The organism is Cognatilysobacter xinjiangensis (assembly GCF_014651995.1).
GTDB classification, from domain to species: domain Bacteria; phylum Pseudomonadota; class Gammaproteobacteria; order Xanthomonadales; family Xanthomonadaceae; genus Cognatilysobacter; species Cognatilysobacter xinjiangensis.
This window is the reverse complement of the sequence record NZ_BMXY01000001.1, coordinates 1544219-1568996: the sequence shown is the minus strand read 5'-3', so window position 1 is coordinate 1568996 and position 24778 is coordinate 1544219. Positions and strand designations below refer to the sequence as shown.

The 24778-nt window shown below is 70.4% G+C and carries 28 protein-coding genes, 2 tRNA genes and 1 other RNA gene; 18 read left to right on the top strand and 13 right to left on the bottom strand.

Annotated elements, in window-relative coordinates; genetic code table 11:
- Positions 1-23: 23 nt before the first annotated feature.
- Both IE066_RS07515 and gloB read right to left on the bottom strand, forming a co-directional pair.
- Positions 24-1097 carry a lytic transglycosylase domain-containing protein gene (locus IE066_RS07515; protein WP_189448303.1) on the bottom strand — a complete coding sequence of 358 codons (1074 nt, stop codon included), beginning with the start codon at positions 1095-1097 and terminating at the stop codon, positions 24-26.
- Positions 1094-1876, bottom strand: a complete 783-nt coding sequence (gene gloB, locus IE066_RS07510; RefSeq protein ID WP_189448302.1) for a hydroxyacylglutathione hydrolase — start codon at positions 1874-1876, stop codon at positions 1094-1096. The genes IE066_RS07515 and gloB overlap by 4 nt, the downstream gene beginning before the upstream one ends.
- Positions 1877-2157: 281 nt before the next feature.
- On the opposite strand from gloB, the gene rnhA reads away from it, so the two are divergent.
- Together rnhA and dnaQ are read left to right on the top strand one after the other, a co-directional pair.
- Positions 2158-2622, top strand: a complete 465-nt coding sequence (rnhA, locus tag IE066_RS07505; RefSeq protein ID WP_189448882.1) for a ribonuclease HI — start codon at positions 2158-2160, stop codon at positions 2620-2622.
- A gap of 94 nt (positions 2623-2716) precedes the next feature.
- Positions 2717-3454, top strand: a complete 738-nt coding sequence (dnaQ, locus tag IE066_RS07500) for a DNA polymerase III subunit epsilon (RefSeq protein WP_189448301.1) — start codon at positions 2717-2719, stop codon at positions 3452-3454.
- Between the two features lie 3 nt (positions 3455-3457).
- Here dnaQ and IE066_RS07495 read toward each other — a convergent pair whose 3' ends face one another.
- Positions 3458-4162, bottom strand: coding sequence for a PP2C family protein-serine/threonine phosphatase (locus IE066_RS07495; RefSeq protein ID WP_189448299.1), 705 nt, complete (start codon positions 4160-4162; stop codon positions 3458-3460).
- A 158-nt stretch (positions 4163-4320) separates the two neighbouring features.
- A tRNA-Ser gene (locus IE066_RS07490) sits at positions 4321-4411 on the bottom strand.
- 114 nt (positions 4412-4525) lie between these two features.
- Between IE066_RS07490 and IE066_RS07485 the strand changes: the two genes are divergently transcribed.
- The gene (locus IE066_RS07485; RefSeq protein WP_189448297.1) at positions 4526-4930 is read left to right on the top strand and encodes a DUF6165 family protein; all 405 of its coding nucleotides are present in this window, start codon (positions 4526-4528) and stop codon (positions 4928-4930) included.
- A gap of 16 nt (positions 4931-4946) precedes the next feature.
- On the opposite strand, the gene IE066_RS07480 is transcribed toward IE066_RS07485, so the two are convergent.
- Positions 4947-6002, bottom strand: coding sequence for a glycosyltransferase family 9 protein (locus IE066_RS07480; protein WP_189448295.1), 1056 nt, complete (start codon positions 6000-6002; stop codon positions 4947-4949).
- Between the two features lie 19 nt (positions 6003-6021).
- Between IE066_RS07480 and IE066_RS07475 the strand changes: the two genes are divergently transcribed.
- The 3 genes from IE066_RS07475 to IE066_RS07465 all read left to right on the top strand — a co-directional run bounded on the left by IE066_RS07475 (position 6022) and on the right by IE066_RS07465 (position 7874).
- Positions 6022-6762, top strand: coding sequence for a 3-deoxy-D-manno-octulosonic acid kinase (locus IE066_RS07475; RefSeq protein ID WP_189448293.1), 741 nt, complete (start codon positions 6022-6024; stop codon positions 6760-6762).
- Entirely contained in the window at positions 6759-7526 is a 768-nt protein-coding gene (locus IE066_RS07470) for an MBL fold metallo-hydrolase (protein WP_189448291.1), read from the top strand. The genes IE066_RS07475 and IE066_RS07470 overlap by 4 nt, the downstream gene beginning before the upstream one ends.
- A 66-nt stretch (positions 7527-7592) precedes the next feature.
- The gene (locus tag IE066_RS07465; protein WP_189448289.1) at positions 7593-7874 is read left to right on the top strand and encodes a hypothetical protein; all 282 of its coding nucleotides are present in this window, start codon (positions 7593-7595) and stop codon (positions 7872-7874) included.
- Between the two features lie 106 nt (positions 7875-7980).
- On the opposite strand, the gene ffs is transcribed toward IE066_RS07465, so the two are convergent.
- Together ffs and IE066_RS07455 are read right to left on the bottom strand one after the other, a co-directional pair.
- Positions 7981-8077: signal recognition particle sRNA small type (gene ffs / locus IE066_RS07460), an RNA gene on the bottom strand.
- Between the two features lie 52 nt (positions 8078-8129).
- Positions 8130-8222 (bottom strand) — tRNA-Ser (locus IE066_RS07455).
- A 155-nt stretch (positions 8223-8377) separates the two neighbouring features.
- On the opposite strand from IE066_RS07455, the gene dnaX reads away from it, so the two are divergent.
- From dnaX to IE066_RS07435, 4 genes are all read left to right on the top strand, one after another.
- Entirely contained in the window at positions 8378-10201 is a 1824-nt protein-coding gene (dnaX, locus tag IE066_RS07450; RefSeq protein WP_189448287.1) for a DNA polymerase III subunit gamma/tau, read from the top strand.
- A 36-nt stretch (positions 10202-10237) separates the two neighbouring features.
- Positions 10238-10564 (top strand): YbaB/EbfC family nucleoid-associated protein, encoded by a 327-nt coding sequence (locus IE066_RS07445; protein ID WP_189448285.1) that lies wholly within the window; start codon positions 10238-10240, stop codon positions 10562-10564.
- A 67-nt stretch (positions 10565-10631) separates the two neighbouring features.
- Positions 10632-11228: a recombination mediator RecR gene (gene recR, locus IE066_RS07440; protein WP_189448283.1), complete on the top strand. Its 597-nt coding sequence runs from the start codon at positions 10632-10634 to the stop codon at positions 11226-11228.
- A gap of 4 nt (positions 11229-11232) precedes the next feature.
- A complete protein-coding gene (locus tag IE066_RS07435; RefSeq protein WP_189448282.1) occupies positions 11233-11592 on the top strand; it encodes a histidine triad nucleotide-binding protein in 360 nt (119 codons plus the stop codon).
- A 60-nt stretch (positions 11593-11652) separates the two neighbouring features.
- Here the strand turns inward: IE066_RS07435 and IE066_RS07430 are convergent, their stop codons facing one another.
- From IE066_RS07430 to IE066_RS07415, 4 genes are read right to left on the bottom strand one after another with little or no spacing between them, the layout of a single operon-like run.
- Positions 11653-12141 carry a Slp family lipoprotein gene (locus IE066_RS07430; RefSeq protein ID WP_189448280.1) on the bottom strand — a complete coding sequence of 163 codons (489 nt, stop codon included), beginning with the start codon at positions 12139-12141 and terminating at the stop codon, positions 11653-11655.
- A gap of 37 nt (positions 12142-12178) precedes the next feature.
- On the bottom strand, positions 12179-14128 hold the full coding sequence (locus IE066_RS07425) for a transglutaminase TgpA family protein (RefSeq protein ID WP_189448278.1): 1950 nt from the start codon (positions 14126-14128) through the stop codon (positions 12179-12181).
- Complete coding sequence (locus tag IE066_RS07420; RefSeq protein WP_425488922.1) at positions 14121-15077, bottom strand: DUF58 domain-containing protein; 957 nt, start codon at positions 15075-15077, stop codon at positions 14121-14123. Before IE066_RS07420 ends, IE066_RS07425 begins: the two co-directional genes overlap by 8 nt.
- Complete coding sequence (locus tag IE066_RS07415) at positions 15074-16000, bottom strand: AAA family ATPase (protein WP_229790701.1); 927 nt, start codon at positions 15998-16000, stop codon at positions 15074-15076. Before IE066_RS07415 ends, IE066_RS07420 begins: the two co-directional genes overlap by 4 nt.
- A gap of 95 nt (positions 16001-16095) precedes the next feature.
- Here IE066_RS07415 and IE066_RS07410 point away from each other — a divergent pair, with 95 nt between their 5' ends.
- Complete coding sequence (locus IE066_RS07410) at positions 16096-17943, top strand: ArnT family glycosyltransferase (protein ID WP_189448881.1); 1848 nt, start codon at positions 16096-16098, stop codon at positions 17941-17943.
- A 1-nt stretch (position 17944) separates the two neighbouring features.
- Here the strand turns inward: IE066_RS07410 and IE066_RS14770 are convergent, their stop codons facing one another.
- Together IE066_RS14770 and IE066_RS14765 are read right to left on the bottom strand one after the other, a co-directional pair.
- Positions 17945-18526 (bottom strand): Maf family protein, encoded by a 582-nt coding sequence (locus IE066_RS14770; RefSeq protein ID WP_268244864.1) that lies wholly within the window; start codon positions 18524-18526, stop codon positions 17945-17947.
- The gene (locus tag IE066_RS14765; protein ID WP_229790700.1) at positions 18519-18884 is read right to left on the bottom strand and encodes a hypothetical protein; all 366 of its coding nucleotides are present in this window, start codon (positions 18882-18884) and stop codon (positions 18519-18521) included. The genes IE066_RS14770 and IE066_RS14765 overlap by 8 nt, the downstream gene beginning before the upstream one ends.
- 120 nt (positions 18885-19004) lie before the next feature.
- Between IE066_RS14765 and IE066_RS07400 the strand changes: the two genes are divergently transcribed.
- The 7 genes from IE066_RS07400 to fabF all read left to right on the top strand — a co-directional run bounded on the left by IE066_RS07400 (position 19005) and on the right by fabF (position 24665).
- Complete coding sequence (locus tag IE066_RS07400; protein WP_189448270.1) at positions 19005-19538, top strand: YceD family protein; 534 nt, start codon at positions 19005-19007, stop codon at positions 19536-19538.
- Positions 19539-19656: 118 nt separating this feature from the next.
- Positions 19657-19851, top strand: a complete 195-nt coding sequence (gene rpmF, locus IE066_RS07395; RefSeq protein ID WP_189448269.1) for a 50S ribosomal protein L32 — start codon at positions 19657-19659, stop codon at positions 19849-19851.
- A gap of 183 nt (positions 19852-20034) precedes the next feature.
- On the top strand, positions 20035-21015 hold the full coding sequence (locus tag IE066_RS07390; protein WP_189448268.1) for a beta-ketoacyl-ACP synthase III: 981 nt from the start codon (positions 20035-20037) through the stop codon (positions 21013-21015).
- 163 nt (positions 21016-21178) lie between these two features.
- Positions 21179-22123 (top strand): ACP S-malonyltransferase, encoded by a 945-nt coding sequence (fabD, locus tag IE066_RS07385; RefSeq protein ID WP_189448267.1) that lies wholly within the window; start codon positions 21179-21181, stop codon positions 22121-22123.
- A gap of 56 nt (positions 22124-22179) precedes the next feature.
- Complete coding sequence (gene fabG / locus IE066_RS07380; protein ID WP_189448266.1) at positions 22180-22923, top strand: 3-oxoacyl-ACP reductase FabG; 744 nt, start codon at positions 22180-22182, stop codon at positions 22921-22923.
- Between the two features lie 120 nt (positions 22924-23043).
- The gene (acpP, locus tag IE066_RS07375) at positions 23044-23283 is read left to right on the top strand and encodes an acyl carrier protein (RefSeq protein ID WP_132331029.1); all 240 of its coding nucleotides are present in this window, start codon (positions 23044-23046) and stop codon (positions 23281-23283) included.
- Between the two features lie 143 nt (positions 23284-23426).
- A complete protein-coding gene (gene fabF / locus IE066_RS07370; protein WP_189448264.1) occupies positions 23427-24665 on the top strand; it encodes a beta-ketoacyl-ACP synthase II in 1239 nt (412 codons plus the stop codon).
- The last annotated feature ends 113 nt before the right edge of the window (positions 24666-24778 follow it).

Below are 24778 nucleotides of genomic sequence, written 5' to 3'. Positions count from 1 at the left end.
GTGCCCGGCGCGGGCGCGGGAGGCTACTTGGCCGCCAGTGCGTCGACCGCCAGCACCATGCCCGGGGCCAACAGCTTGCCGGCCTTGAGCCCGTTTGCGCTGACCAGCTGCGCGACCGAGACCTTGTAGCGGCGGGCGATCGTCCAGAGGTTCTCGCCGGCGGCGACGGTATGGCGACGCGGGGCGGTGGCATCCGCGGCGGCGACCGGCGACGCGGCGGAGCCGCCAAGTACGGTTGCGACAATGCCGTTGGCGTCGCCGGCGGGCGCGCCCAGCGACGCGGCCGCCGAGCCCGTGGCGACCAGAGCCGGCGCCGCGGCGGACGCGGCCGGTGCGCGTTTCGGGGTCTCCATGGCGATCATGGCCTCGGACGAGGCGACCGGCGCGAGCGTGCGGACCGGTCGGTCCAGCGCGGCGAGGAAGCTCGGCTGGTTGTCGGCCTTGGCGATCACGCAGGAGATCGCATGAAGCTTGTCGTCGTAAGCCTGGGTGATGCCGGACAGGCCGGTCAGCGACTCGGGCTTGGCGGTGCGCGGCGTCTGGCCGGCGCGCTTGAGGGCGCCGAACACGCGGTACTCGCCGGCGTTGTAGGCCATCACCGCGAGGCGCCAGTTGCCGCCGAACATGCCGTGCAGCGTCTTGAGGTAGCGCACGGCGGCCTTGGTCGAATCGACGGGCGACATGCGGCCGTCGTAACCCGGGCGCATCGGCACGTTGTGGTTGCGCGCGGTGGTGCCGATCATCTGCCAGAGGCCGGCCGGGCCCGCGCTACTGCGCGCGGTCGGGCTGTAGCCGCTTTCGACGAACGGGATCAGGGCGTACTCGGTCGGCAGGTGCGCGGCGCGCAGCGACTCGACGACGTGGCTGAACAGCACCAGCGTCTCGTCGCGGCCGGTCAGGCGGTCGGGAGCGTGCGAAAACTGGCGCGACCAGCGCGAGGCCTCGGTGGGACAGCTGGGCTCGGCGAGGCCGGCGCGGAACGCCTCGTAGACCTCGCGTCCGTTGCGCGGTTGGGCGGCATCGGCCGTACCGGCCGTCATCAGGCCGCACGCTGCCACGAGCGCCGCGGCGCCCGTCTTCAGAAGAGAGTTGTTCATGCCGAGAACCCGTCCTTCCACGCACGGAGCGTGGCGAAGGTCTCGGTATGGCCGGCGGGCGCGCGGCCCAGGCGGCGTGCGGCCGCGCCGACGACGGCGGGCTGGTCGCAACGCAGGAAGGGATTGCATTCAAGCTCGCTGCCGATGGTGCTGGGCAGCGTGGGACGACGAGCGTCTCGCATGGTCTTGGCCTCCTTCAGGCGGCGCTGGAGCGCCGCGTTGTCGGGTTCAACCACCGCCGCGAATGCGGCATTGGCCAGCGTGTACTCGTGCCCGCAACAGACCCGGGTCTCGGGTGGCAGTGCTGCGAGCCTCCCCAACGAGTTCTCCATCTGCGCCGCATCGCCTTCGAAAAGGCGCCCGCAGCCCAGGCTGAAGAGGGTGTCGCCGCAGAACAGCACGGGATCGTTCCCGGCGCTCCGGACGAAGAAAGCGATGTGCGTGCGCGTATGACCGGGCACGTGGAGCACCTGGACGGACCAGTCGTCGACGGCGAACGTGGCGCCATCGGCGGGCGCGTTCACCGGAAGGCCGACACGGTCGTCGTCCGGGCCGTAGACCGGCGTGCCGGTCCAGCGGTCGAGCAGCGGCGCGGCACCGGCCACGTGATCCGCATGGTGATGGGTCAGGAGGATCGCCGCAGGCGAGAAGTCCTCGCTGTTGGCGGCCTCGAACACCGGGGCGGCTTCGCTGGGATCGACCACCAGCGCTCGGCCCTGATCGTTGCGAAGCACCCAGATGTAGTTGTCGACGCGCGCAGGCAGGGGCTGCAATCGCATTGGCAATTACCTCCGTCGGTTAGTGCCACCTCAGCGCGTGAAACTGAATACGCTGAACGGCTAGGTGCTGGTCCCGAAGAAGGCGCGACCTTGCCGTCCGAGGTCCGCCCCGTCAACCCTGAGTGACCGTGATCGACGTCCCTCACCGGCCAGAGACCTTGAGCAATAGTTCCTAAATGACTGATTTGTCAGCACCGGGCGGCATTCGGGCGCCCCCCGTGGCAGTCCGACGAGCGGTTCAGCTCCCGGGCCGGGCACAATGGCGGATGCGCGAAATTCCGATGAAGGACCTCAAGGCGGTCGAAATCCATACCGATGGCGCCTGCCTCGGCAACCCCGGCCCGGGCGGCTGGGGCACCCTGCTGCGTTACAAGGGCCGCGAACGCGAGCTTTCCGGCGGCGAGCCCGACACCACCAACAACCGGATGGAGCTGATGGCGGCCATCCAGGGGCTGGAAACCCTCACCGAACCCTGCTCGATCGATCTATATACCGATTCGCAGTACGTGCGGCAGGGCATCACCGAGTGGATGCCGGGCTGGATCCGCCGCGGCTGGCGCACGGCCGGCGGCGATCCCGTCAAGAACCGTGACCTGTGGGAGCGCCTGCACGCGGCCACCTTGCGCCATCGCATCGCCTGGCACTGGGTGAAGGGCCACAACGGCGATCCCGACAACGAGCGCGTCGACGTGCTCGCGCGCAACGCGGCGACCGCGGTCAAGCAGGGCGCGCGCAGCGTCGTATAGATAAGACGCCTGCGCGCTATGGCCGTCGGCTGCCGCACACGACCGTGCGACAGCCTGCCGCTAGGCTAATGCGCAACGACGTACGGATTGCTCGATGCGCCAGGTAATTCTCGATACCGAAACCACCGGCCTCAGCTGGGAGCGCGGCTGCCGCGTGGTGGAGATCGGCTGCGTCGAATTCGTCGAGCGTCGTCCGACCGGGCGCACGTTCCACCGCTACCTCAACCCCGACTGCGATTTCGAGCCGGGCGCGGCGGAAGTCACCGGCCTCACGCTGGATTTCCTGTCGGACAAGCCACGCTTTTCCGAGGTGATCGACGAGTTCCTCGAGTTCATCGAGGGCGCCGAGCTGATCATCCACAATGCCGCCTTCGACATCGGCTTCCTCGACAACGAGCTGCGCCTGTGCGGCGCGCACTACGGCTGCATCTCCAACCGCTGCCGGATCGAGGACACCCTGCTGATGGCGCGCAAGCGCTATACCGGCCAGCGCAACTCGCTGGACGCGCTGTGCCGCCGGCTGGGTATCGACAATTCGCATCGCCAGCTGCACGGCGCGCTGCTCGACGCCCAGCTGCTGGCCGAGGTCTACATCGGCCTGACGTCCGGCCAGACCGATCTCGGCTTCGGCGATGTGGCGGCGGAGCTCGCGTCCGAGGCGCTGCCGTTCGAGATCGACCTCAGCCGCCCGCGCCCGCGCGTGCGGGTCGAGGCGGAAGAACTGCAGGCTCACGAGGCGCGCCTGGCCGTGCTGCGCAAGAAATCGGGTGCGGCCGTGTGGGACCGCTTCGCCGAGAACGCCGGCGGCGACGAGGCGCTCGCGCCGGCCTGAGGCTCAGCTCCGCCGGACCAGCACCACCGTGATGTTGTCCGAGCCGCCGCCGTCCAGCGCCGCGGGCACGAGTGTTTCCGCGCATTCCTGCGCGCTGCAGTCCTGGCGCGCGAGCACCTTGGCGATCGCGCGGTCGTCGACTTCCTCGGTCAGCCCGTCCGAGCACAGCAGCAACTGCATGCCGGTGCGCAGCTCGCCGGTCATGGTCTCCACGTTGAGGCTGCGCGGATCGGTCACGCCCAGCGCCTGGGTGACGACGTTGCGGTGCGGATGGCTGCGGGCCTGTTCCTGCGTGAGCGCTCCGGTGGCGATCAGCTCCTGCACGTAGCTGTGGTCCTGCGAGAGCTGCAGCAACTGGCCCTCGCGCCAGAGATAGACGCGGCTGTCGCCGACCCAGGCCACCTCGAAACGCTCGCCGCGGATGCGCGCGGCAACGACCGTCGTGCCCATCGGCAGGGCGTCGTTGCGGCGGCGCGAGGTGGAGATGATCTCCTCGTCGGCGATGCGGATGGCCTGCGCCAGCGGCGTGCCGTCGCGCACCTCGCGCACGATCGTGTCGCGTGCCAGCGCGCTCGCCACCTCGCCGTACTCGTGCCCGCCCATGCCGTCGGCGACGAGCCAGAGGCCGAGTTCGCCGTCGGCGTAGTAAGTGTCCTCGTTGAGCTCGCGACGCAGGCCCGCGTGGGTCAGGTGTCCGTATTCGATCATGGGCTCGCAGGCAGGCCGGTCGGCCACCGAATCATCGGTGCGCGACGGGGCGAGGGCAAGCGCGCTGCCGCGCGAGCAACTGGCCGGAAAGCACGGGAGGCGACGACTTGCCGGACAAAAAAGAAGGGCCCCCTTCCGGAGGCCCTTCCTTCTGTATATGGCGGAGAGGGAGGGATTCGAACCCTCGGTACGCTATAAACGTACGCCTGATTTCGAGTCAGGTACATTCAACCACTCTGCCACCTCTCCGTGGCTCCCCGCCGACAAGCAGCGGGGCCGCGAATCATACGGCGGAGGACGCGCTGCGACAAGGGCGGCCCGCTGACGGGTAAACTGGCGGGCCCCGATGTTTCGAGGCTGCCCATGTCCGAGATCCTGGTGCCGGTGTCGTTCGGCGAACTGCTGGACAAGATCGCGATCCTGCAGATCAAGTCCGAGCGCATGAAGGACGAGACGAAGCTGGCGAACGTCCGCAAGGAACTGGTCGCGCTCGAGAAGACCTGGATGGCCCATCCCGCCGCCGGCCACGACATCGTGCAGCTCCGCGCCCAGCTCAAGGCCGTCAACGAGCGGCTTTGGGAGATCGAGGACGACATCCGCGTGAAGGAGAAGCAGCAGGCCTTCGACGCCGAGTTCATCCGCCTTGCTCGCGCCGTCTACTTCGAGAACGACGAGCGAGCACGCATCAAGAAGGACATCAACCTCGCGCTGGGCTCGTCCTACGTCGAGGAGAAGTCCTACGAGGACTACCGGCAGCCCGCGGGCTGACCGGACCCACCGACGCTCAGCCGGCGTCGGCCACGAAGCGCTCGAACGCCGCGATGCCGTCCTCGACGGTGACGAGGTCCATGACCCCGTCGAATTCGATCTTCGTGCCCCATTTGAGTTCGGACGCCGGGCGCTTCAGGTAGCGACGCGCCGCGTCGTCGTAGCGGTCCGCGCAGTAGCGGCGGTCGCTGTACGGCCCGCTGCGCGCGGGATTGCTCGCCGCGTGCAGGCCCAGCACCTTCGTGCCCATCGCGTTGGCGATATGCATGGGCCCGGAATCGGGCGTCATCACGAGATCGGCGCGGGCGAGCAGCGCAGGCAGCTGCTTGAGCGTGTCCCTGCCGATCAGGTCGAGCGCCGGGTGCGCCATCGCCGCGAGGATCGCGTCGCCCGTGCTGCGCTCGAGCTCGCTGCGGCCGCCGCAGAGCACGACGCGCCAACCGCGAGACGCCGCGTGGTCGGCCACCGCCGCGTAACGCTCGGCACGCCAGTTGCGGCGCGCGTGGCTGGAGCAGGGCGAGATCATCAGCGTGCGACGGCCGTCCTCGGGCCACTGCGCCGCGGCCCAGTCGAACGACTCCGTCGGTACCGGCATGTTCCACTCGACCGGCAGCGGTGACAGGCCGAGCGGCTCGGCGAAGCTGCCGATCGCATCGAGCACGTGGATGCCGGGGCGGTCGGCGATGCGCTCGTTGATGAAGAGGCCGTGCAGGTCCTTCGAGCGCGAGCGGTCGTAGCCGATGCGCCGGGGCGCCGGCACGAAGGCCGACAGCAGGTTCGCGCGCGCGGCCACCTGCATCTGCAGCAGCGCGTCGAAGGGGCGATCGAAGCCGCGCCGCAGCTCGCGCATGCCCTTGATGCCGCTCTTCTTGTCGTATTCGACGAACTCGACGCCGGGCAGGCCCGCAAGCAGGCGATGCTCGCCGCGCCCGATGATCCAGGTGATGCGCACGTCCGGAATGCCTTCGCGCAGCGTGCGCACCAGCGGCAGCACGTGCGTGACGTCGCCGAGCGCGGACAGGCGCAGCAGCGCGATGCGCGCGCCAGGCGGTAGCGGAAGGGGGCGTGTCATGCGCTGCTAGACTCCGGTCATGGCGCCCGCGCATGCCGACGACGCACGGATCGAATTCGACGGCCCCGACGGCCGTGGCGCGATTGTGTTCGACCCCGAGCGCGCGCCACAAGCAGAGCCGCGCTGGTTCGACCCGATGTTCTGGGGCGATCGCGCGCGGCCGGTCGACACCGGCGGGCGCGGCGCGGCGTGGTTCGTCGATGCGCCGTTCGGCGCCTGCGTGCTGCGCCAGTACCGTCGTGGCGGCCTTGCCGCGCGCGTCAGCAGGTCCGGCTATTTCTGGAACGGCGAGCGTCGAGTGCGCAGCGTCGCCGAGTTCCATCTCGCGCGCGAAGCGCGGCGGCGCGGCATTCCGGTGCCGGCGCCCGTCGCGGCGATGTACGTCCGCGACGGCCTGCGTTATCGCGCCGCGATCCTGATCGAGCGCCTGCGCAACGTCGAGACGCTCGCGTCGCTGGCGATGGAAGGCGCGGCGCCCTGGGACGAGGCCGGCCGCCTGGTCGCACGCATGCATCGGGCGGGGCTCGACCATGCCGACCTCAACGCCGACAACCTGCTGTTCGACCGCGACGGCCGCGGCTGGGTGATCGATCTCGACCGCGGCCTGTTCCGAACGATCGGAGACGGCTGGCGCGAACGGAACCTGCGTCGCCTGCATCGCTCGCTGCTCAAGCGCCGCGGCGCGCGAGCGGTCGACGAGGTCGACGAGGATTTCGGCCGCCTGCGCGCGGCCTACGACGAGGCATGGCGATCGGCATGAGCGACTGGACCCTGCGGCTTCATGGCGTGGGCAATGCATCGGCCGTCGCGCTGGGATCGGCGATGGCGACGATCGAGCAGGGCGGTCGGCCGTGGCTCACCATCGATTGCGGCGCCGAAGGCCTGACCGCCTACCAGGCGGCCTACGGCGAATCGCCGCGTGCGCTTTTCGTCACGCATGCCCACCTCGACCACGTGGGCGGCTTCGAACGCCTGTTCGTCGATACGTATTTCGACGCCGCACGACGCGGCCGCGTGGTGGTGTACGTGCCCGCGCCATTGGTGCCGCTGGTGCACCAGCGCGTGGCGGCGTATCCGAACGTGCTGGCCGAGGGCGGCGCGAATTTCTGGGACGCGTTCCGCCTGGTGCCGGTGGGCGACGCGTTCTGGCACGACGGCGTGCGCCTGGAAGTCTTTCCGGTCCGCCACCACTGGCCGGACACCGCATTCGGCCTGCGCCTCCGCGGCAGCATGGTGTGGACCGGCGACACGCGGCCGATCCCCGAGATGCTGGCGCGCTATGCCGATGCCGACGAGCTGATCGCGCACGACTGCGGCCTGCACGGCAATCCGTCGCACACGGGCGTCGAGGACCTGGAACGCGAGTACCCGCCGGGCATCCTTTCGCGCTGCCTGCTGTACCACTACGCGAGCGTGGCCGACGGCGAAGCGCTCGCCGCGCGCGGGCATCGGGTGGGTCGCCCGGGCGAGGTGGTCGCGCTGGCCGCGCCGACGGCCGCCCGCGCCCAGCCCTGGAACGGCTGAGGCCGTCGCGCCGTGCCGACGACGGCGCGGCTAAGCTGCGCTGCCGATCCCGAGCGCCCGTCACCCATGTCGAAGCGTCGAAACCGAACCCGCGTTTTCCTGACCGAACCCGGCCGCGTCGAGCTGGCCACGCTGCTCACGCCGTGGCTGCGGGTGGGCGCGCCGTTCGGCGCCTATGTCGAATGCCGCAAGGTCGACCTCGAGAGCGCCTACGTCGAGCTGGTGCTCGACCTGCAGCCCGAGGACGACGAAAGCGTGGACGTGCGCCTGAACGTGCCGCATCACTACGTCGCCGCCGTGCTGGAGGCGGGCGACTTCGAGGCATTTTCGGCGCTGTATTCGGGTTGATCGGATCGCCGTTGAGCGTCGCGCCCGGACCCGGGCGTGGCGAGCTGCGAAACGTGCCGCCGCGCCAGGCGGGGGCGGGGCGTTTGCGAGGTCCGAAAAGGCGATGACCCCGCCGGCTGACCTCGGCGCCCGCATCAGTCGATACCGTTGCTGCCTTCCGGCCCTGGCGGGGTTTTCGACCTAGCGTCGCGAGGGGCCGACGGGGCCACCATAGAAACTTGCTGGTAGAGCGCGCCGCGGAACGCGGCGGTGATATGGCGGAGAGAGGGGGATTCGAACCCCCGAAGCGCGGTTTAGACGCTTACACACTTTCCAGGCGTGCTCCTTCAACCACTCGGACACCTCTCCGCACCTGGACCTGAATCCGGCATCCGGCCTCGCTCAGGGCCGCCGATTCTACGCCGTCGCGGCCCGCAGCCACAAGGCGCGCACGGCGTGCGACGGGGGTCTGGCACAATCCTCCGTCCTCGCCGGACGTGCCGGCGGCACCGCGTCGAGCCTGCATGTCCTATCTCGTTCTTGCCCGCAAATGGCGCCCGAAGCGCTTCGCCGAACTCGTCGGGCAGGAGCATGTCGTACGGGCGCTGACCAATGCCCTCGACAGCGGCCGCGTGCACCACGCCTTCCTGTTCACCGGCACGCGCGGCGTGGGCAAGACGACGATCGCCCGCATCTTCGCCAAGAGCCTGAACTGCGAGCGCGGCACCTCGGCCGACCCGTGCGGCGAGTGCAATTCCTGCCGCGATATCGACGCCGGCCGCTTCATCGACCTGCTCGAGATCGACGCCGCCAGCAACACCGGCGTGGACGACGTGCGCGAAGTGATCGACAACGCGCAGTACATGCCCTCGCGCGGCCGGGTGAAGGTCTACCTGATCGACGAAGTGCACATGCTTTCGAAGTCGGCCTTCAACGCGCTGCTCAAGACGCTGGAAGAGCCGCCCGGCCACGTGAAGTTCCTGCTCGCGACCACCGACCCGCAGAAGCTGCCGGTCACCGTGCTGTCGCGCTGCCTGCAGTTCAACCTCAAGCGCCTTGACGAGGAGCAGATCCGCGGCCAGATGCGCAAGATCCTCGGCGCCGAAGGCATTCCGGTGGAGGAGGGCGCGCTGAAGCAGCTCGCGCGCGCGGCCGATGGCTCGCTGCGCGACGGCCTGTCGCTGCTGGACCAGGCCATCGCCTACACCGGCTCGCAGCTCAGCGACGAGGGCGTGGCGACCATGCTCGGTACCGTCGACCGCGGCCGCGTGGGCGCACTGCTCGATGCGCTGTCGGCTGGCGACGGCGCTGCGCTCATCGCCGAGATCGAACGCCTGGGCGAGTTCTCGCCCGACTGGGACGACGTGCTCGAAGCGCTCGCCGAAGCGCTGCACCACGTGCAGCTGCGCCAGCTGGTGCCCGGCGCCGCGATCGAGGCCGACGGCGTCGACATCGATGCGCTGGCCGGTGCGCTGGCGCCGGAAGTCGTGCAGCTCTGGTACCAGATGGCGCTCAACGGGCGCCGCGACCTGCCGCTCGCGCCGGGCCCGCGCGCGGGCTTCGAGATGGTGGCGCTGCGCATGCTGGCGTTCCGCCCCGGTTCCGCGTCGACGGGCAATGGCGGTGGCGGAGCGCGTAACGATCGAGCCGCCGCGCCGCCCTCGCGCGGCAATGCCGCCGCGGCCGCCCGCGCCGCGCTGGAGGACGCACCGAAGCCGGCGGCTGCGCCGCGCCCGCAGCGGCCTGCGTCGCAGGCGGTGGACGCACCTGTTCCGCCGCGGGCGGAGCGCAAAGCTCCAGTGATGGTCGAAGCATCGATCGCGGCCGGTGCTGACGTCGCCGCGCTATCTGCGGCAGCCATGCCGCGTTTCGACTCGACGCCGGCGAGCGCCGAGCCTGATGCAGCGGCGCCTGTCGAAAGTGCTCCGCGCGCGGCATCGCGCGGCAGCAGTGACGGCGGCCTGTCCGATGCCGATGCATGGCGCGACTGGGTCGCCGCCTGCGAGCTGCGTGGACCGGCGCGGCTGCTCGCCGAGCACGTCGGTTTCATCGGTTGCGCCGACGGCGTGCTGCGCCTGTCGATCGAGCCGGACGACGAGCACCTCAAGGGCGCGACGATGCTGAAGATGCTGGGCGATGCGCTCGCGCCGCGCTTCGGGCAGGCGCCTCAGATCCGCTTCGAGACGCCGGCACGCCCGGTCGACTCTGTGCGCGTGCACATCGAGCGCGCGCGCGATGCACGGCAGGCGGAGGCCGAGCGCGCCTTCGAGCAGCATCCCGACGTGCGCCGGCTGGTTGCCGCGGGCGGCCGCATCGTCCCCGAATCCGTGCGTCCGCTCGACAGCTGACGCGACACCTTCCCGAATCCGTACGGAGCAAGACCCATGCGTGGAAACATCGGCAACCTGATGCAACAGGCCCAGAAGATGCAGGAGAACCTGGCCAAGGCGCAGGAGGACCTCGCGAAGATCGAAGTCACCGGCAACGCCGGCGCGGGGATGGTCAGCGTGACGCTGACCGGCCGCATGGAGTGCCGCAAGGTGCGCATCGACCCGAGCGTGGTCAGCGACCCGGAGATGGCCGAGGACCTGATCGCCGCTGCGTTCAACGACGCGGTCAACAAGGTCAACGCCGAATCGCAGCAGCGCATGTCCGCCGTCACCGCCGGCATGCCGATCCCGCCGGGCATGAAGCTGCCGGGCCTGTTCTGAGCCTGCACTCGACCTGCATGGCTATCGCGCTGAGCTTGCCGCCCCGTCGAATCGAGGCCGCGCGCCCATGAGCACGCTGCTCGAGCAGCTGATCGAAGCGTTCCGCGTGCTACCGGGCGTGGGCACGAAGTCGGCGCAGCGCATGGCCTACCACGTGCTCGAGCGCGAGCGCGCCGGCGGCCAGCACCTGGCGCAGGTGCTGGCCGACGCCGTCGACCGCATCGGGCATTGCGTGCGCTGCCGCGACTTCAGTGAGAACGAGGTCTGCGAGGTCTGCGCCAGCGCGTCGCGCGACGTCGACCAGCTCTGCGTGGTCGAAACGCCTGCCGACCGGCTCGCGATCGAGCAGGCCACCGGCTACCGCGGCCTGTACTACGTGCTTCAGGGCAGGCTCTCGCCGCTGGACGGCATCGGCCCGCGCGAACTGGGGCTCGACCGGCTGGGCCAGCGCCTCGCGGAGGGCGAAGTGCAGGAACTGATCATCGCCACCAACCCCACCGTCGAAGGCGAGGCCACCGCGCACTACCTCGCGCAGCTCGCGCGCCAGCACGGCGTGCGCCCGAGCCGCCTCGCGTACGGCGTGCCGCTGGGTGGGGAGCTCGAGTACGTCGACCGCGGCACGCTCTCGCATGCGTTCGGCACCCGCACCGAAATCCGGGAATGACGCCATGACCGATATCGATACCACCATCTTCGGGAAGATCGTCCGCCGCGAGATCCCGGCCGACATCGTCTTCGAGAACGACGACCTCATCGCCTTCCGCGACATCGCGCCGAGCGCACCCGTGCACGTGCTGTTCGTGCCGAAGACGCCGATCGCCTCGCTCGACGCCGCGCGTCCCGAGCACGCCGAGCTGCTCGGCAAGCTGATGCTGGCGGCGGCCGACTACGCGCGCGCACAGGGCTTCGCGCAGGACGGTTATCGCGTGGTGATGAACTGCGGTGCGCACGCCGGGCAGACGGTGTTCCAGGTCCACCTGCACCTGCTCGCCGGCACGGCGCTCGGCGGTTTCGGCGCGCCGCACTGAGCGAAAGCCCCGCACGAAAAAGCCCGGCATGCCCGGGCTTTTTTCATCCTGCAGCGTCGCTCACCACCAGCCCCACCACGGCCACGGCGCCGGGCGTTCGATGACATCGACGCGCTCGCGAACGGGCCAAAGGTAGACGACCTCGGCCTCGACGCGCGGCAGGCGGTAGTCGTACTGGCCGATGCGGCGCGAGTCGTAGCCCGCGACGCGACCGGTGAACGTGACCTCGCGATTGCGCTCGAACACGGCCGGATCGTAGAAGCCGTTGCGGCAGGCGATGAAGCGCCCGCCGACGTCGTCCGTCGCCCAGTAAGGGCGGCCCGACACGTCCAGACGCGTGGAGATCATGTGGAAACAGGTTCGATTCGGCTGCGGCTCAACGTCGACGATGCGGCCGCCCCAGCGCACCAGCGCGCCGGTGCTGTCGCGGTCGACCGCTTCGCGCGGCGTGATCGCGGTGAATTCGCCCTGCAGTGGCTGCGGCGCGGTGGCGCAGGCGGCGAGCGCGGCGGCCAGCGCGACGGGAACCAGCACGTTTCGTAGCTTCATTGCGGACTCCGGACGGGAGCGCGTCCAGCGCGGGAGGTCAGGACGGCCGATGCGCGCGAAGGTCGCGGGCCAGCCGTCGTGCGGACGACTCGTCCGCTACGGCCGCAGCGTAGCGTGCGCGCGTGAAGCGGGCGGTGAGATCCAGCAGCTCGCGGCCCTTTTCGCCGCGTGTCTTCGCGATCCGTTCAGCCCAGGCGGTCGAGGGCTCGTACGGCGCGCGGCCGAGTCCGAGCCGCTCGTAGCGCCGGCCGAGCCGGTGCCAGGCCCGCAGCAAGGGATCCTGCTCGCGCGGCGCGCGCAGGCTGAGCCAGACCATCAACCCCAGTGCGAGCGACGCAGCGACGCCGAACATCGCCGCGAGCTGCATGGGATCGAGGCGTTCGAAGCCGAGCGGGCCGAACATGCGCTGCTGGCGGTCGGCGTTGAAGCCGAGCACGAGATCGTTCCAGTTCTGGCGCAGCCAGTCGCCGACCTGGCCGATGCCGCGCGGCCCCTGCAGGGTCTCGAAGAGGCCGCCACCGGTGGGCAGGCGGTCGTCGAGGGTGTCATAGATGTTTTCCGGCGCGACCGCCGCGGTCGGATCGACGCGCACCCAGCCACGGCCGCGCAGCCAGATTTCCGTCCACGCATGCGCGTCCATGCGGCGGATCATCCAGTAGCCGCCGAGGCGGTTCCATTCGCCGCCGACGTAACCGGTGACCACGCGAGTGGGGACGCCGGCCGAGCGCATCAGCACGGTGAAGCCGCTGGCGAAGTGCTCGCAGTAGCCCACGCGCGTGCGGAACAGGAAGTCGTCGATGGAATCGCGGTCCAGCGGCGGCGCGGAGATGGAGTAGGCGAAGTCGCGGCGGATCCAGTCCAGCGCGTAACGCACGATGGCCTCGTCGTCCTCGAATCGCGCGCGCAGCTCGCGGCCGAGCGCGACGGTGCGACGGTCGTAGCCCGCTGGCACCGCCAGCGCGCGGCGGCGCATGGGTTCGGAGAGCGTGGTCTGGAACCGCACCGGCGGCGCGGAGGTCATGCGCCAGCGCGTGAGGCTCGCCAGCGGACGGCCGGTACGCAGGCTGTGGTCGCCGGTCATGTACGCGCCTTCGGGCGCTTCGAGGGGCAGATCGAGCGCGACCAGCTGGCGGCGGTCGGTCGGCTCGACCTCGATCGTGTAGGTCCAGCGCGTGTCGCCGGCGACGGCGCGATCGGCGGCGAAGGCATCGAGGCTGCGGCCGCGCGTCCACGTGCGGCCGTCGAAATCCCAGAGCACCGGGCCGCGCCAGTACATCGCCTGCTTGGGCGGCGTCGGGCCCTGGAAGCGGGCGCGGATCGCGACGCTGTCGTCGGCCAGCAGGTCGACCCAGTCGCCGGGCGACATGGTGTCGGAGAGGCCGACCTTCGCCGCGGCGCGCTCGGGCACGCCCCACAGCGGCGTGGCGATGCGCGGGAACAACCAGAAGATCGCGAGCGCGAGCGGCAGGCCGAACAGCACGAGCCGCATCGCCGAACGCATCGGCGGCAGCACGCCGGGCGCGTCGATCTCGCCTTCGAGCATCGCCAGTCGATGCAGCGCACCTAAACCCAGCAACGCGGCGGTCAGGCCGAGCGCGAGCGTCCACGGCCCCTGGTCGAGCAGGAAGGTGGAGAACGGCGCGAACAGCCCGAAGCCGATCAGGCTGCGCGCGTCGCGCAGGGTGGTGGTCTCCGCGGGCTTGATCGCGAGCATCGCGCCGAGCAGCGCGCAGCCCGTGTCGCGGCCGAACTGGAAGCCGAACTGCGCGATCACGGCGCCGACGATCGCGATCGCCAGTACGCCGCGCACCAGGTTAGACAGCGGGCGGCGCCAGGTGAGCGCGGCGATGACGATGGCGGTCGCGCCGATCGCGATCGCAGTCGCGCCCGGCAGCTGCAGCAGCAGCGGCGCGAGGCAGAGCGCCGCGAACAGCATCGTCCAGCGACGGCTGCCGGCGTCCAGCGGTGGCGTGGCGACGTCAGCCATGCGGCATCAGCGCGAGTGCGCGCAGGCAGGCGTGGCGATGCGCAGGGCCGCGATCCGGGCCGATCGCGGGCTGCGCGGGCAGTTGCAGGCGATAGCGACGACCGTCGCGCTCGGCGTCCTCCACCCAGCGTGCGAGCCGCGAGATCCGCGCCTCGTGCGCGAGGCCGTGCAGCTCGCGCCAGTCGAGGTCGATGTCGGTGCCGGCGGGCTGCTCGAACTCGCGCACCAGCAGCGTGCCGCGGCGCGCCGAGGGCTTCCAGGCGATCGCGCGCTGCGCGTCGCCCGCACGGTAGTTGCGCAGGTGATGCACGTCGTCGCCGGCCGCGTGCAGGCGGCGCGTGGCGGGATCGCCCGAACCGGTGGGCAGCGGCGGCGCGTCGCTCTCCGGCGCCGGATACACCAGTACCGGTGCTTCCGGCCATACGTAGGACCACGCGCGCGCGATGCCGAGCGGCCATGTCGTGGCGATCCGCAGGCGCGGCACCTCGAGCCAGCCGCGGCGCTGCGTGGGCAGGTCCAGGGCCGCTTCGCCGCTGCCATCGCGCAGTCGCAGCGGCACGGGCGCGCAGTCGGCGCAGGCGAGCATCAGGCCCGAACGCGGGCGTGGATCGGCGACGCGTGCATGCACGCGCAGGTGCAGCGTGCGGCCCGCGGGCACGGGTTCGGCGTCGACCGCGGCGATCGCCAGCCCGCTGAGCTGCAGCTGCGCCGAGACGAGGCTTGCGACCGCCGAGCCCGCCAGCAGGAAGGCCATCAGCAACGCGGGATTGTTGTTGTAGTTGAGCGCGCCGACCGACATCACGACGAGCAGCAGCGCGAAGAACAGGCCGAAGCGCGTCGGAAGCACGTAGATGCGACGGCGGTCCAGCCGCACGGGCAGCGCTTCGGGATCGCGCGGACGCGCCAGCGCGACGAGCCGCTGGCGGAGGCCGGGCGCGGCGGCCATCAGTCCACCGGCACCGCGTGGAGGATCTGCTTGGCGACGGCCGCATCGCTGCCGGCGTCGCTGTCGACCACGAGCCGGTGCGAGGCGACGTGGCAGAACAGCGCCTGCACGTCTTCCGGCACCACGTGGCCGCGGCCGAGCAGCAGCGCATGCGCGCGTGCGGCACGCAGCAGCGCAAGCCCCGCGCGCGGCGACAGGCCCACGCGCACGCCCGGGTGGCGGCGGCTGCGCGCGAGCAGCGCCTGCACGTAGGCGATGAGCGTATCGCTGGCATGCACCTGCACTACGGCCGCGCGCACTGCATCGAATTCGCCCTCGCCGAACTGGGGCAGCACTTCCTCGATCATGCGGCGACGGTCGCTGCCCGCCAGCAGTTCGCGCTCGGCGTCCTCACCGGGGTAGCCGAGCGAAAGCCGCAGCAGGAAGCGGTCGAGCTGCGAGTCCGGCAGCGGATACGTGCCCGACAGGTCGACCGGGTTCTGCGTCGCGATCACGAAGAACGGCGAGGGCAGCGGGCGCGTGACGCCGTCCACGGTGACCTGGTGCTCGGCCATCGCTTCGAGCAAGGCGCTCTGCGTGCGGGGCGGCGCGCGGTTGATCTCGTCGGCCAGCAGCACCTGCGTGAACACCGGGCCGGGATGGAACTCGAAGGCCTGCCGAGTGGTGTCGTAGACCGACACGCCGAGGATGTCGGCGGGCAGCAGGTCGGATGTGAACTGCACGCGCTGGAACTTCAGGCCGACGGTCGCGGCCAGCGCATGCGCGAGCGTGGTCTTGCCCAGCCCCGGCAGGTCCTCTATGAGGATGTGCCCATCGGACAGCAATGCGACGAACGCGAGGCGCACCTCGTGCGACTTGCCCAGTACCAGTGAATTGACCTGCGTCTGCGCCCGGTCAAGGGCGTCCGCGAGGGGTTGCGCTAGCATGCTCGCCGCCGTGCCTGAGGCCATGTCGTCTCCGCGCGTTGGACATCAACGCGGCATCCCGTGCCGCAGCCCGAGTGTAGCGAGGTCGGATGAGGATGCAGTCGGAGCCTGCAGCGACGCGTGCGCGTCGTCTGTTCTGGGCGCTGTTTATCGTCGTGCTGGGCATCAAGATCGCGGTCGCGATGCGGTTGCCGCTGTTCGTGGACGAGGCCTTCTACTGGCAGGAAGGGCAGCATCTCGCCGCCGCCTATTCCGACCTGCCGGGGCTCACGGCGTGGATGGCGCGCCTCGGCGTCGCGATCGGCGGACAGCACCTGATCGCCCTGCGCATGCCGTTCCTGCTGACCGCGGCCCTGGTGCCGCTGCTGATCGTGCGGATGACGCATCGCACGTTCGGCGAGGCCGATGCATGGACGGCCGGCAGCTTCGCGCTGCTGCTGCCTCTCGCGGGCAGCCTCGGCCTGCTCGCGGTGCCCGACGCGATGATGGCACTGGCCACGCTGCTGTGCATGGACGCGGGCGCCTGCCTGCTGCGCAAGGTCGATGCGGGCCATGCGCTCGAACTCGCCGCCGGCCTCGCGCTGGGTGCGCTGAGCCACTACCGCTTCATCGCGGTGATCGGCGTCGGCTTCCTCGCGTTGCTCGCGATGCCTGAAGGCCGTCGCGTGCTCAAGGATGCGCGCGTGCTGATCGCCATTGCGCTCGGTGCGGCCGCGTGGACGCCGCTGGTCTGGTGGAACTACGACAACGCCGACGCCGGCCTGCGCTTCCAGCTCGTCGACCGCCATCCCTGGGCCTTCCACGCGAGCGGCCTGTGGTTCATCGCGATCCAGGCGCTGCTGGTCACGCCGCTGCTGTTCGTCGGCCTGCTCGGCGCGGGGCGCGACGCGTTGCGCAGCCCGCTGATCGCCGCGCGCTATTTCGCCATGCTCGGCCTGATGGTGGTCGGCGGCTTCTTCGTGCTCGGCTTCTTCGCCGATACCGAGCGCGTGAGCTTCCACTGGCCGCTGCCGGGCTTCCTCGCCCTCATCCCGTTGCTGCCGCGCTTCATCGCGGCGTGGCCGCGCTGGGCGCAGCGCGCGACCGCCGCGCTCGCGCTGATCGGCCTCGCCGGCGTACTGGGCTATTACGTCGCGGTATCGCTGCCGGCCGTGCGCGCACGCGCGGCGGCGGAGAAGTGGTATCCGGCGAACTTCGCGGGCTGGGACGACGCCGCCGACGCGGTGCGCGACGAGCTGCGCGACATGCCGCCCGGCACCCGCGTGCTCGCCGACAACTTCAAGCTCGGCGCCGAGCTCGGCTTCGCGCTCCACGATCCGCGCATCGCCGTGCTCGACCATCCGCTCAACCGCAAGCACGGCCGCGCGCCGCAGTTGCACCTGTGGGGGCTCGACGAGGATCCGCGCGCGCTGCTCGCCAACGGGCCGGTGCTGCTCGTGGTGGGCGCGAGCGAGGTCGAGTTCAAGAACCTGCACCACCGCTACCTCGAGCTCTGCCGCATGGTCGGGCCGCTGCCCGCGCCGCGCGTGCTCAACGTCGACCACGGCCGCCAGCGCATCGCGCTGTTCCGGCTGATGGCGCCGGCGGACGGGCCGTGCACGGCGCCCGCGATGGCCTGGATCGATGCGCCCACGACCGGCGCGCGCGTCGGCGCCTCGTTCGAGGTGAAGGGCTGGGCGTTCCGCCAGGGCGTCGGGCTCGAACGCGTCGAGGCGACGATCGACGGCCGCGTCGTCGGCACGCTGCGCTATGGCGACGACTACGCGGGCCTCGAAGGCAACTGGCCCGGCCTCGTCGACCCGGGTGCGCCGAAGCTCGGCTTCTCGGGGCGCGTGGACACCGCGGGCATCGCGCCGGGCCGCCACTGGCTGGGCCTACGACTGCACGGCCGCGACGGTGCGGTCGAGGCCTGGCCCGAAGTGCCGATCGAAGTGGCGCGCTGAATCAGGGCAGGACGAACCCGGCGTCGCGCAGCAGGCGCGCCGTCGCGATCAGCGGCAGTCCGATCAGTGCGGTGGGGTCCACGGTCTCGATCGCGTCGAACAGCGTGATGCCGCGGCCCTCCGACTTGAAGCTGCCGGCGCAGTCGAGCGGTTGCTCCGCTTCGACGTATCGCTCCACCTCCGCCTGCGACAGGGTGCGGAAGCGCACGACGGTGCGGTCCACGGCGACGCCGACCTCGTGTTCGCCGCGCATCACGCAAAGCGCCGTCAGGAACGTCACCTCGCGGCCCGACATGGCGCGGAGCTGCTCGATCGCGCGCTCGGGCGTGCCGGGCTTGCCCAGCACGCGGCCGTCGAACTCGGCGAGCTGGTCGGAGCCGATCACGCAGGCGTCGGGATAGGCGCGCGCCACGGCGGCAGCCTTGGCGGCAGCGAGGCGCTGGACGAGGTGGAGCGGCGCCTCGCCGTCGAGGGGCGTTTCGTCCACGCCGGGCGCGACGGCGTCGAAGGGCAGGCCGAAGCGCGAAAGCATCTCGCGGCGATAGCGCGAGGTGGAGGCGAGGATCAGGCGCGGCTCAGTCACGCGGCAGCCTCGCTTCCTCGATGCGTTCGAGCTGGTGCTCGATGCGGCCGCGCGCGGCGTCGATCGCGTCGCGCACGTCGGCGAGCTGGGCCGGGGTGGCCGATTCGCCGTGGTCGCGCAGCCACAGGCGCTGGCGCAGCATTTCGCGCATCGCGTCGCCCACCGGGTTCGGCACCTGCTCGCCCGCGACCGCCTCGATCTCCGCGCGCGCCACGCGCAGGCGGTCCTCGAGGGCGTCGGCCGCATCCAGCACCTCGCGCACGGCGCGCTCGTGCGGGGACACGCGCCGCGAGCGGCGGAGCAGCAGAACCACGGTGGCCACCAGCAGGGCGGCGAGCAGCAGGGCGACGACGGTCACGGAGGCCTCCGGAAACGAGCGCCGCAGTCTGACCCGGCGCCTGTCAAAACGGCAACGCGGGCGGCCCGCGGCCGGCCCGCATTGACACTCCGGGCGCGGCTCTCTAACATTCCGCGGCTTATGTCCGCCGAAGCGTCCCGTCAGTCGGTACCCGAGACACTGGACGCCTGGCGCCAGGTCACGGCCCGTCGTGGTCTCGAGGGTCGCGTTCCGCTGGCCTCGCTCAAGCGACTGTCGAGCCTGTTGGCGGAGCCGGAAGGCGACGTCACCTTCTCTCTGGACTTCGACCGCGACAAGCTGGGCGTCGCCTACGTCGAGGTCCGTGCGCAGGCGCAGCTGCCGCTGGTCTGCCAGCGCACGCTTGAACGGTTCTTCCTGCCGGTCCAGATCGACCAGCGCATGGGCCTGATCCGTGACGAGGCCGAGGAAGCGGCGCTGCCGCCGGGTTACGAGGCGCTGCTGGTCGATCCGTCGGGCGAGCTGGTCACGCTCGACGTCGTTGAGGACGAACTGATCCTCACCGTGCCGGTGGTGCCCGTGGCGCCCGGCACGGACGCGGTCGAAAGCGGGTGGGGCGCGGGCGAGGCGCCGGAAGCGGCCGAACGGCCGAATCCGTTCGCGGCGCTCGCGGCCCTCAAGAACAAGCCGGAGTAACGCCCGGGCTTCATCCGCCGGCCAGTGGCACCCGCCACCGGGCTAAGCGATAATTTCCACCTTTCTTCGGCCAGGGCCCGATGCCCGACGCCGCCACACGTTTCACCGGAGCACCCCGATGGCCGTCCAGAAGTCCCGCGTTTCTCCCTCCCGCCGTGGCATGCGCCGCGCCCACGACGCGCTGAGCGCCAAGCAACTGGCGACCGACCCGACCACGGGCGAGACGCACCTGCGCCACCACGTCACGGCCGACGGCTACTACCGCGGCAAGAAGGTGATTAACACCCAGTCGAAGGTCGCCGACGAGGAGTGATCGCCGGGCGCGCCTGCGCCTGACGAGTCTCCGCGCCGCGGCCACGCTGGCGGCGCGGATCGCGGCCTGGATCCGCGAATCATCGATGCGACCTCCGGGTCGCATCGCCGTTTTACAGGCCACCGTACATACGGTGGCGTCCGCCGGGTCCCGATGCCCGGTCGGCCATCGGCGAGGCAGGGGATGACCCAGCAAGTTTTCGCGCGCATCGCGGGTACCGGCAGCTACCTGCCGGAGAAGGTCCTCACCAACGACGATCTGGCCAAGTTCGTCGAAACCAGCGACGAATGGATCGCCGCCCGCACGGGCATCCGCGAGCGCCACGTCGCCGCCGAGGGCGAGACGACCTGCGACCTCGCCTTCCACGCCGCCACGCGCGCGATGGAAGCCGCCGGCGTCACCGCCGCGGACATCGACCTGATCGTGCTCGGCACGACCACGCCGGACATCATCTTCCCGTCCACGGCCTGCCTGCTGCAGGCGCGCCTGGGCGCTATCGGCTGCCCCGCCTTCGACGTCAACGCGGCCTGCTCGGGCTTCGTCTACGCGCTGACGGTGGCCGACAAGTTCATCCGCACGGGCGCGGCGAAGACGGCGCTGGTCGTCGGCGCCGAGACGCTCACCCGCATGCTCGACTGGAACGACCGCTCGACCTGCGTGCTGTTCGGCGACGGCGCGGGCGCGGTAGTGCTCAAGGCGGATACCGAGACCGGCATCCTCAGCACGCACCTGCATGCCGACGGCACCAAACGCGACCTGCTCTACAACCCGGTGGGCGTGTCGGCCGGTTTCAAGCCGGAGGAGCACAACGCCGGCGTGCGCGTGATGATGACCGGCAACGACGTCTTCAAGTACGCGGTGAAGGCGCTGGACTCCGTGGTCGAGGAAACGCTCGAGGCCAACGGCCTGGACCGCCACGACATCGACTGGCTGATCCCCCACCAGGCCAACCTGCGCATCATCGAGGCCACCGCCAAGCGGCTGGACATGCCGATGGAGCGCGTGGTGGTCACCGTCGACAAGCACGGCAACACGTCGTCGGGTTCGGTGCCGCTGGCGCTCGACGAGGCGGTGCGATCGGGCCGCGTGCAGCGCGGCCAGCTGCTGCTGCTCGAGGCGTTCGGCGGCGGATTCACCTGGGGCTCGGCGCTGCTGCGCTACTGATCGCCGCCGTCCTGCTGCCTGCAACGCCCGCCGCTCGCACCGGCGGGCGTTCGCATTTTCGGCCAACGGCCGTGGCCTGCGCCGATCGGCGGCGTACGCCGCAGTACAGACAGCGCGGAGACTTCGTCCGTATCATGGCGCGTTCCCCATCGGGCCATCGCGCGTGACCTCAACGCAACTCGCATTTGTCTTCCCGGGCCAGGGCTCGCAGTCGGTCGGCATGCTGGCCGACCTCGCATCGGCCGATCCGGTCGTGCAGGCGACGTTCGCCGAGGCGAGCGAGGGCGCTGGCGTCGATCTTTGGCGCGTGAGCCAGGAAGGCCCCGACACCGAGCTCAACACCACCGAGTTCACCCAGCCCGCGCTGCTCGCCGCCGGCATCGCCGTGTGGCGCCTGTGGCTGGCGCGCGGCGGTGCGATGCCGGCGCAACTCGCCGGCCACAGCCTCGGCGAATACACCGCGCTCGTCGCCGCAGGCGCGCTCCCGCTGGCCGATGCCACTAGGCTCGTGCGCCTGCGCGGGCAGCTGATGCAGGCCGCCGCGCCTGCGGGCACGGGTGCCATGGCCGCGGTACTCGGCGCCGACGATGCGCTGGTGCTCGAGGTCTGCGAAGCCAGCAGCGGCCGCGAGGTCGTCGTCCCCGCCAATTTCAATTCGCCCGGCCAGATCGTCATCGGCGGCCATGCCGATGCGGTCGACCGCGCGCTGACCGCGCTCGCCGAGCGCGGCGTGCGCAAGGCGGTGAAGCTGGCCGTCAGCGTGCCTTCGCACACGCCGCTGATGCGCGAGGCCGCGAACCGCCTTGCCGAAGCGATGAACGGGCTCGCGTGGTCTGCGCCGCAGTTGCCGATCGTGCAGAACGTCGACGCCGAAGTGCGCACCGACATCGCCTCGATCCGCGACGCGCTGGTGCGGCAGCTCTACCTGCCCGTGCAGTGGACGCAGTGCGTCGAGACGCTGGTCGCCCGCGGCGCCACGCGCATCGCCGAATGCGGCCCGGGCAAAGTGCTGACCGGCCTGGTCAAGCGCATCGACAAGTCGGTGGACGCGCGTGCGCTCGGCGCGCCGTCCGACCTCGACGCCGCGCTCGCCGACTGGCAGGGCTGAGCGCGCGACGCAATCACGCGACCGGTGACGCCGGCAGCAGCAAACGGAGATACGTAATGACGGAAGCATTGAAGGGCGAGATCGCACTGGTGACCGGCGCGACGCGCGGCATCGGCGCGGCGATCGCCGACGAACTCGCGGCCCAGGGCGCGATCGTGATCGGCACCGCGACGAGCGAGTCGGGCGCCGCATCGATCGGCGGGCGCCTTGCCGCCAGCGGCGGGCAGGGGCGCGTGCTCAACGTGACCGAGCCCGGCGCGATCGAGGCGCTGGTCGATTCGATCGGCAAGGACGTCGGCCCGATCTCCATCCTCGTCAACAATGCCGGCATCACGCGCGACAACCTGCTGATGCGCATGAAGGACGAGGACTGGCAGGCCATCCTCGATACCAACCTCACCAGCGTGTATCGCTCCTGCAAGGCGGTGATGCGCGGCATGATGAAGGCGCGCCGCGGCCGCATCGTCAACATCGCCTCGGTGATCGGCGTGACGGGCAACGCGGGGCAGGCGAACTACGCCGCGGCGAAGGCCGGCATCATCGCGTTCTCGAAGTCGCTGGCGCGCGAGATCGGCTCGCGCGGCGTGACGGTCAACGTGGTCGCGCCGGGCTTCATCGATACCGACATGACGCGTGGCCTGCCCGCAGAGGCCAAGGCCGGCATGCTCGGCCAGATCGCGCTGGGCCGCCTCGGCGAGCCGGCAGACATCGCGCGTGCGGTGGCGTTCCTGGCGGGTCCGAACGCCGCGTACATCACGGGCGAGACGCTCCACGTCAACGGCGGCATGTACATGCCCTGAGGCGACCGGCGGCTGCGGCCGAACGGGTTTTTCACGCGGGGCCGGCCGCTATACTCCGGCCCGCATCGATTCATTTAGACTTGTCCATCTAGCATCCCGTCCCGGGAGGAGAGAGATCCAATGAGCAGCATCGAAGAGCGCGTCAAGAAGATCGTCGTCGAACAGCTCGGCGTGAAGGAAGAAGACGTCACCACCAACGCCTCGTTCGTCGACGACCTCGGCGCCGACTCGCTCGATACGGTCGAGCTCGTGATGGCGCTCGAGGAAGAGTTCGAGTGCGAGATCCCGGACGAAGAGGCCGAGAAGATCACCACCGTGCAGCAGGCCATCGACTACGTGAAGGCTCACGTCAAGTCGTAAGCCGCTGACGAGGAGGCGGAAGGCCGTGGCGCTTCCGTCCTCCACGCTACGAAACCGGGGCCGCATTGCGGCCCCGTGTTTTTGCAGCCACACCATGCGGCGACGTATCGCCGCCCAGACATCCGCAGTTCGAGGTCGAAGTCATGTCCAAGCGTCGCGTCGTGGTCACGGGTCTCGGAATCGTCTCGCCGCTCGGCAACGACCTTGCGACGACGTGGGACGGCATCGTCAACGGACGCTCGGGCATCGGCCCGATCACGCATTTCGATACCACCAACTTCACCACCAAGATCGCCGGTGAAGTACGCGACTTCGACGTTACGAACTGGGTGAACCCCAAGGACGCGAAGAAGATGGACCCGTTCATCCACTACGGCGTCGGCGCATCGCTGATGGCCATCGAGGATGCGGGGCTCACCATCGACGACAGCAACGCCGAGCGTGTCGGCGCGCTGATCGGCTCGGGCATCGGCGGCATCCTCGGCATCGAGGAAACCGCGATCAAGTACAACGAGGGCGGCCCGCGCAAGATCTCGCCTTTCTACGTGCCGAGCACGATCATCAACATGCTGCCGGGGCAGGTGTCGCTGCTCACGGGCATGAAGGGCCCGAACTTTTCCGCGGTATCGGCCTGCGCCACGTCGAACCATTCGATCGGCATGGCGATGCGCATGATCCAGTACGGCGACGCGGACGTGATGATCGCCGGCGGCGCCGAGCGCGGCTCCTCGCCGACGAGCGTCGGCGGCTTCTGCTCGATGAAGGCGATGAGCACGCGCAACGACGATCCGACGCGCGCCTCGCGCCCGTGGGACACCGAGCGCGACGGCTTCGTGCTCGGCGACGGCGCGGGCATCCTCGTGCTCGAGGAATACGAACATGCGAAGGCACGCGGCGCGCGCATTTACTGCGAACTCGCGGGCTTCGGCGCCACCTCCGACGCCTTCCACATGACCGCGCCCAGCGAGGACGGCGAGGGCGCCGCGCGCTGCATGATCGCGGCGCTGAGCGATGCCGGCGTATCGGCAGAGCGGGTCGGCTACGTCAATGCGCACGGGACCTCCACGCCGCTCGGCGACCTCGCCGAGACGATGGCGGTCAAGCGCGCGCTCGGCGACCACGCCTACCGCACCATGGTCAGCTCGACCAAGTCGATGACCGGCCACCTGCTCGGCGCAGCCGGCGGCATCGAGGCAATCTTCTCGGCCATGGCGATCCACACGGGGATCATTCCGCCGACGATCAACCTCGAGAACGCCTCCGAGGGCTGCGACCTCGACTACGTGCCGAACACCGCGCGCGAGGCCACGGTCGACGTGGTGGTGTCCAACGGCTTCGGCTTCGGCGGCACCAACGGCACGCTGGTACTGCGCCGGATCTGATCGGTATCGCGCGGCACTGCACGAAGCCCGCGCATGCCGCGGGCTTCTTTTTTGCGCGGTCGCGGCCGCCCGGGCCGCCTCGAGCGGCGATAATCGCGGCCCCGCCGCTCCGT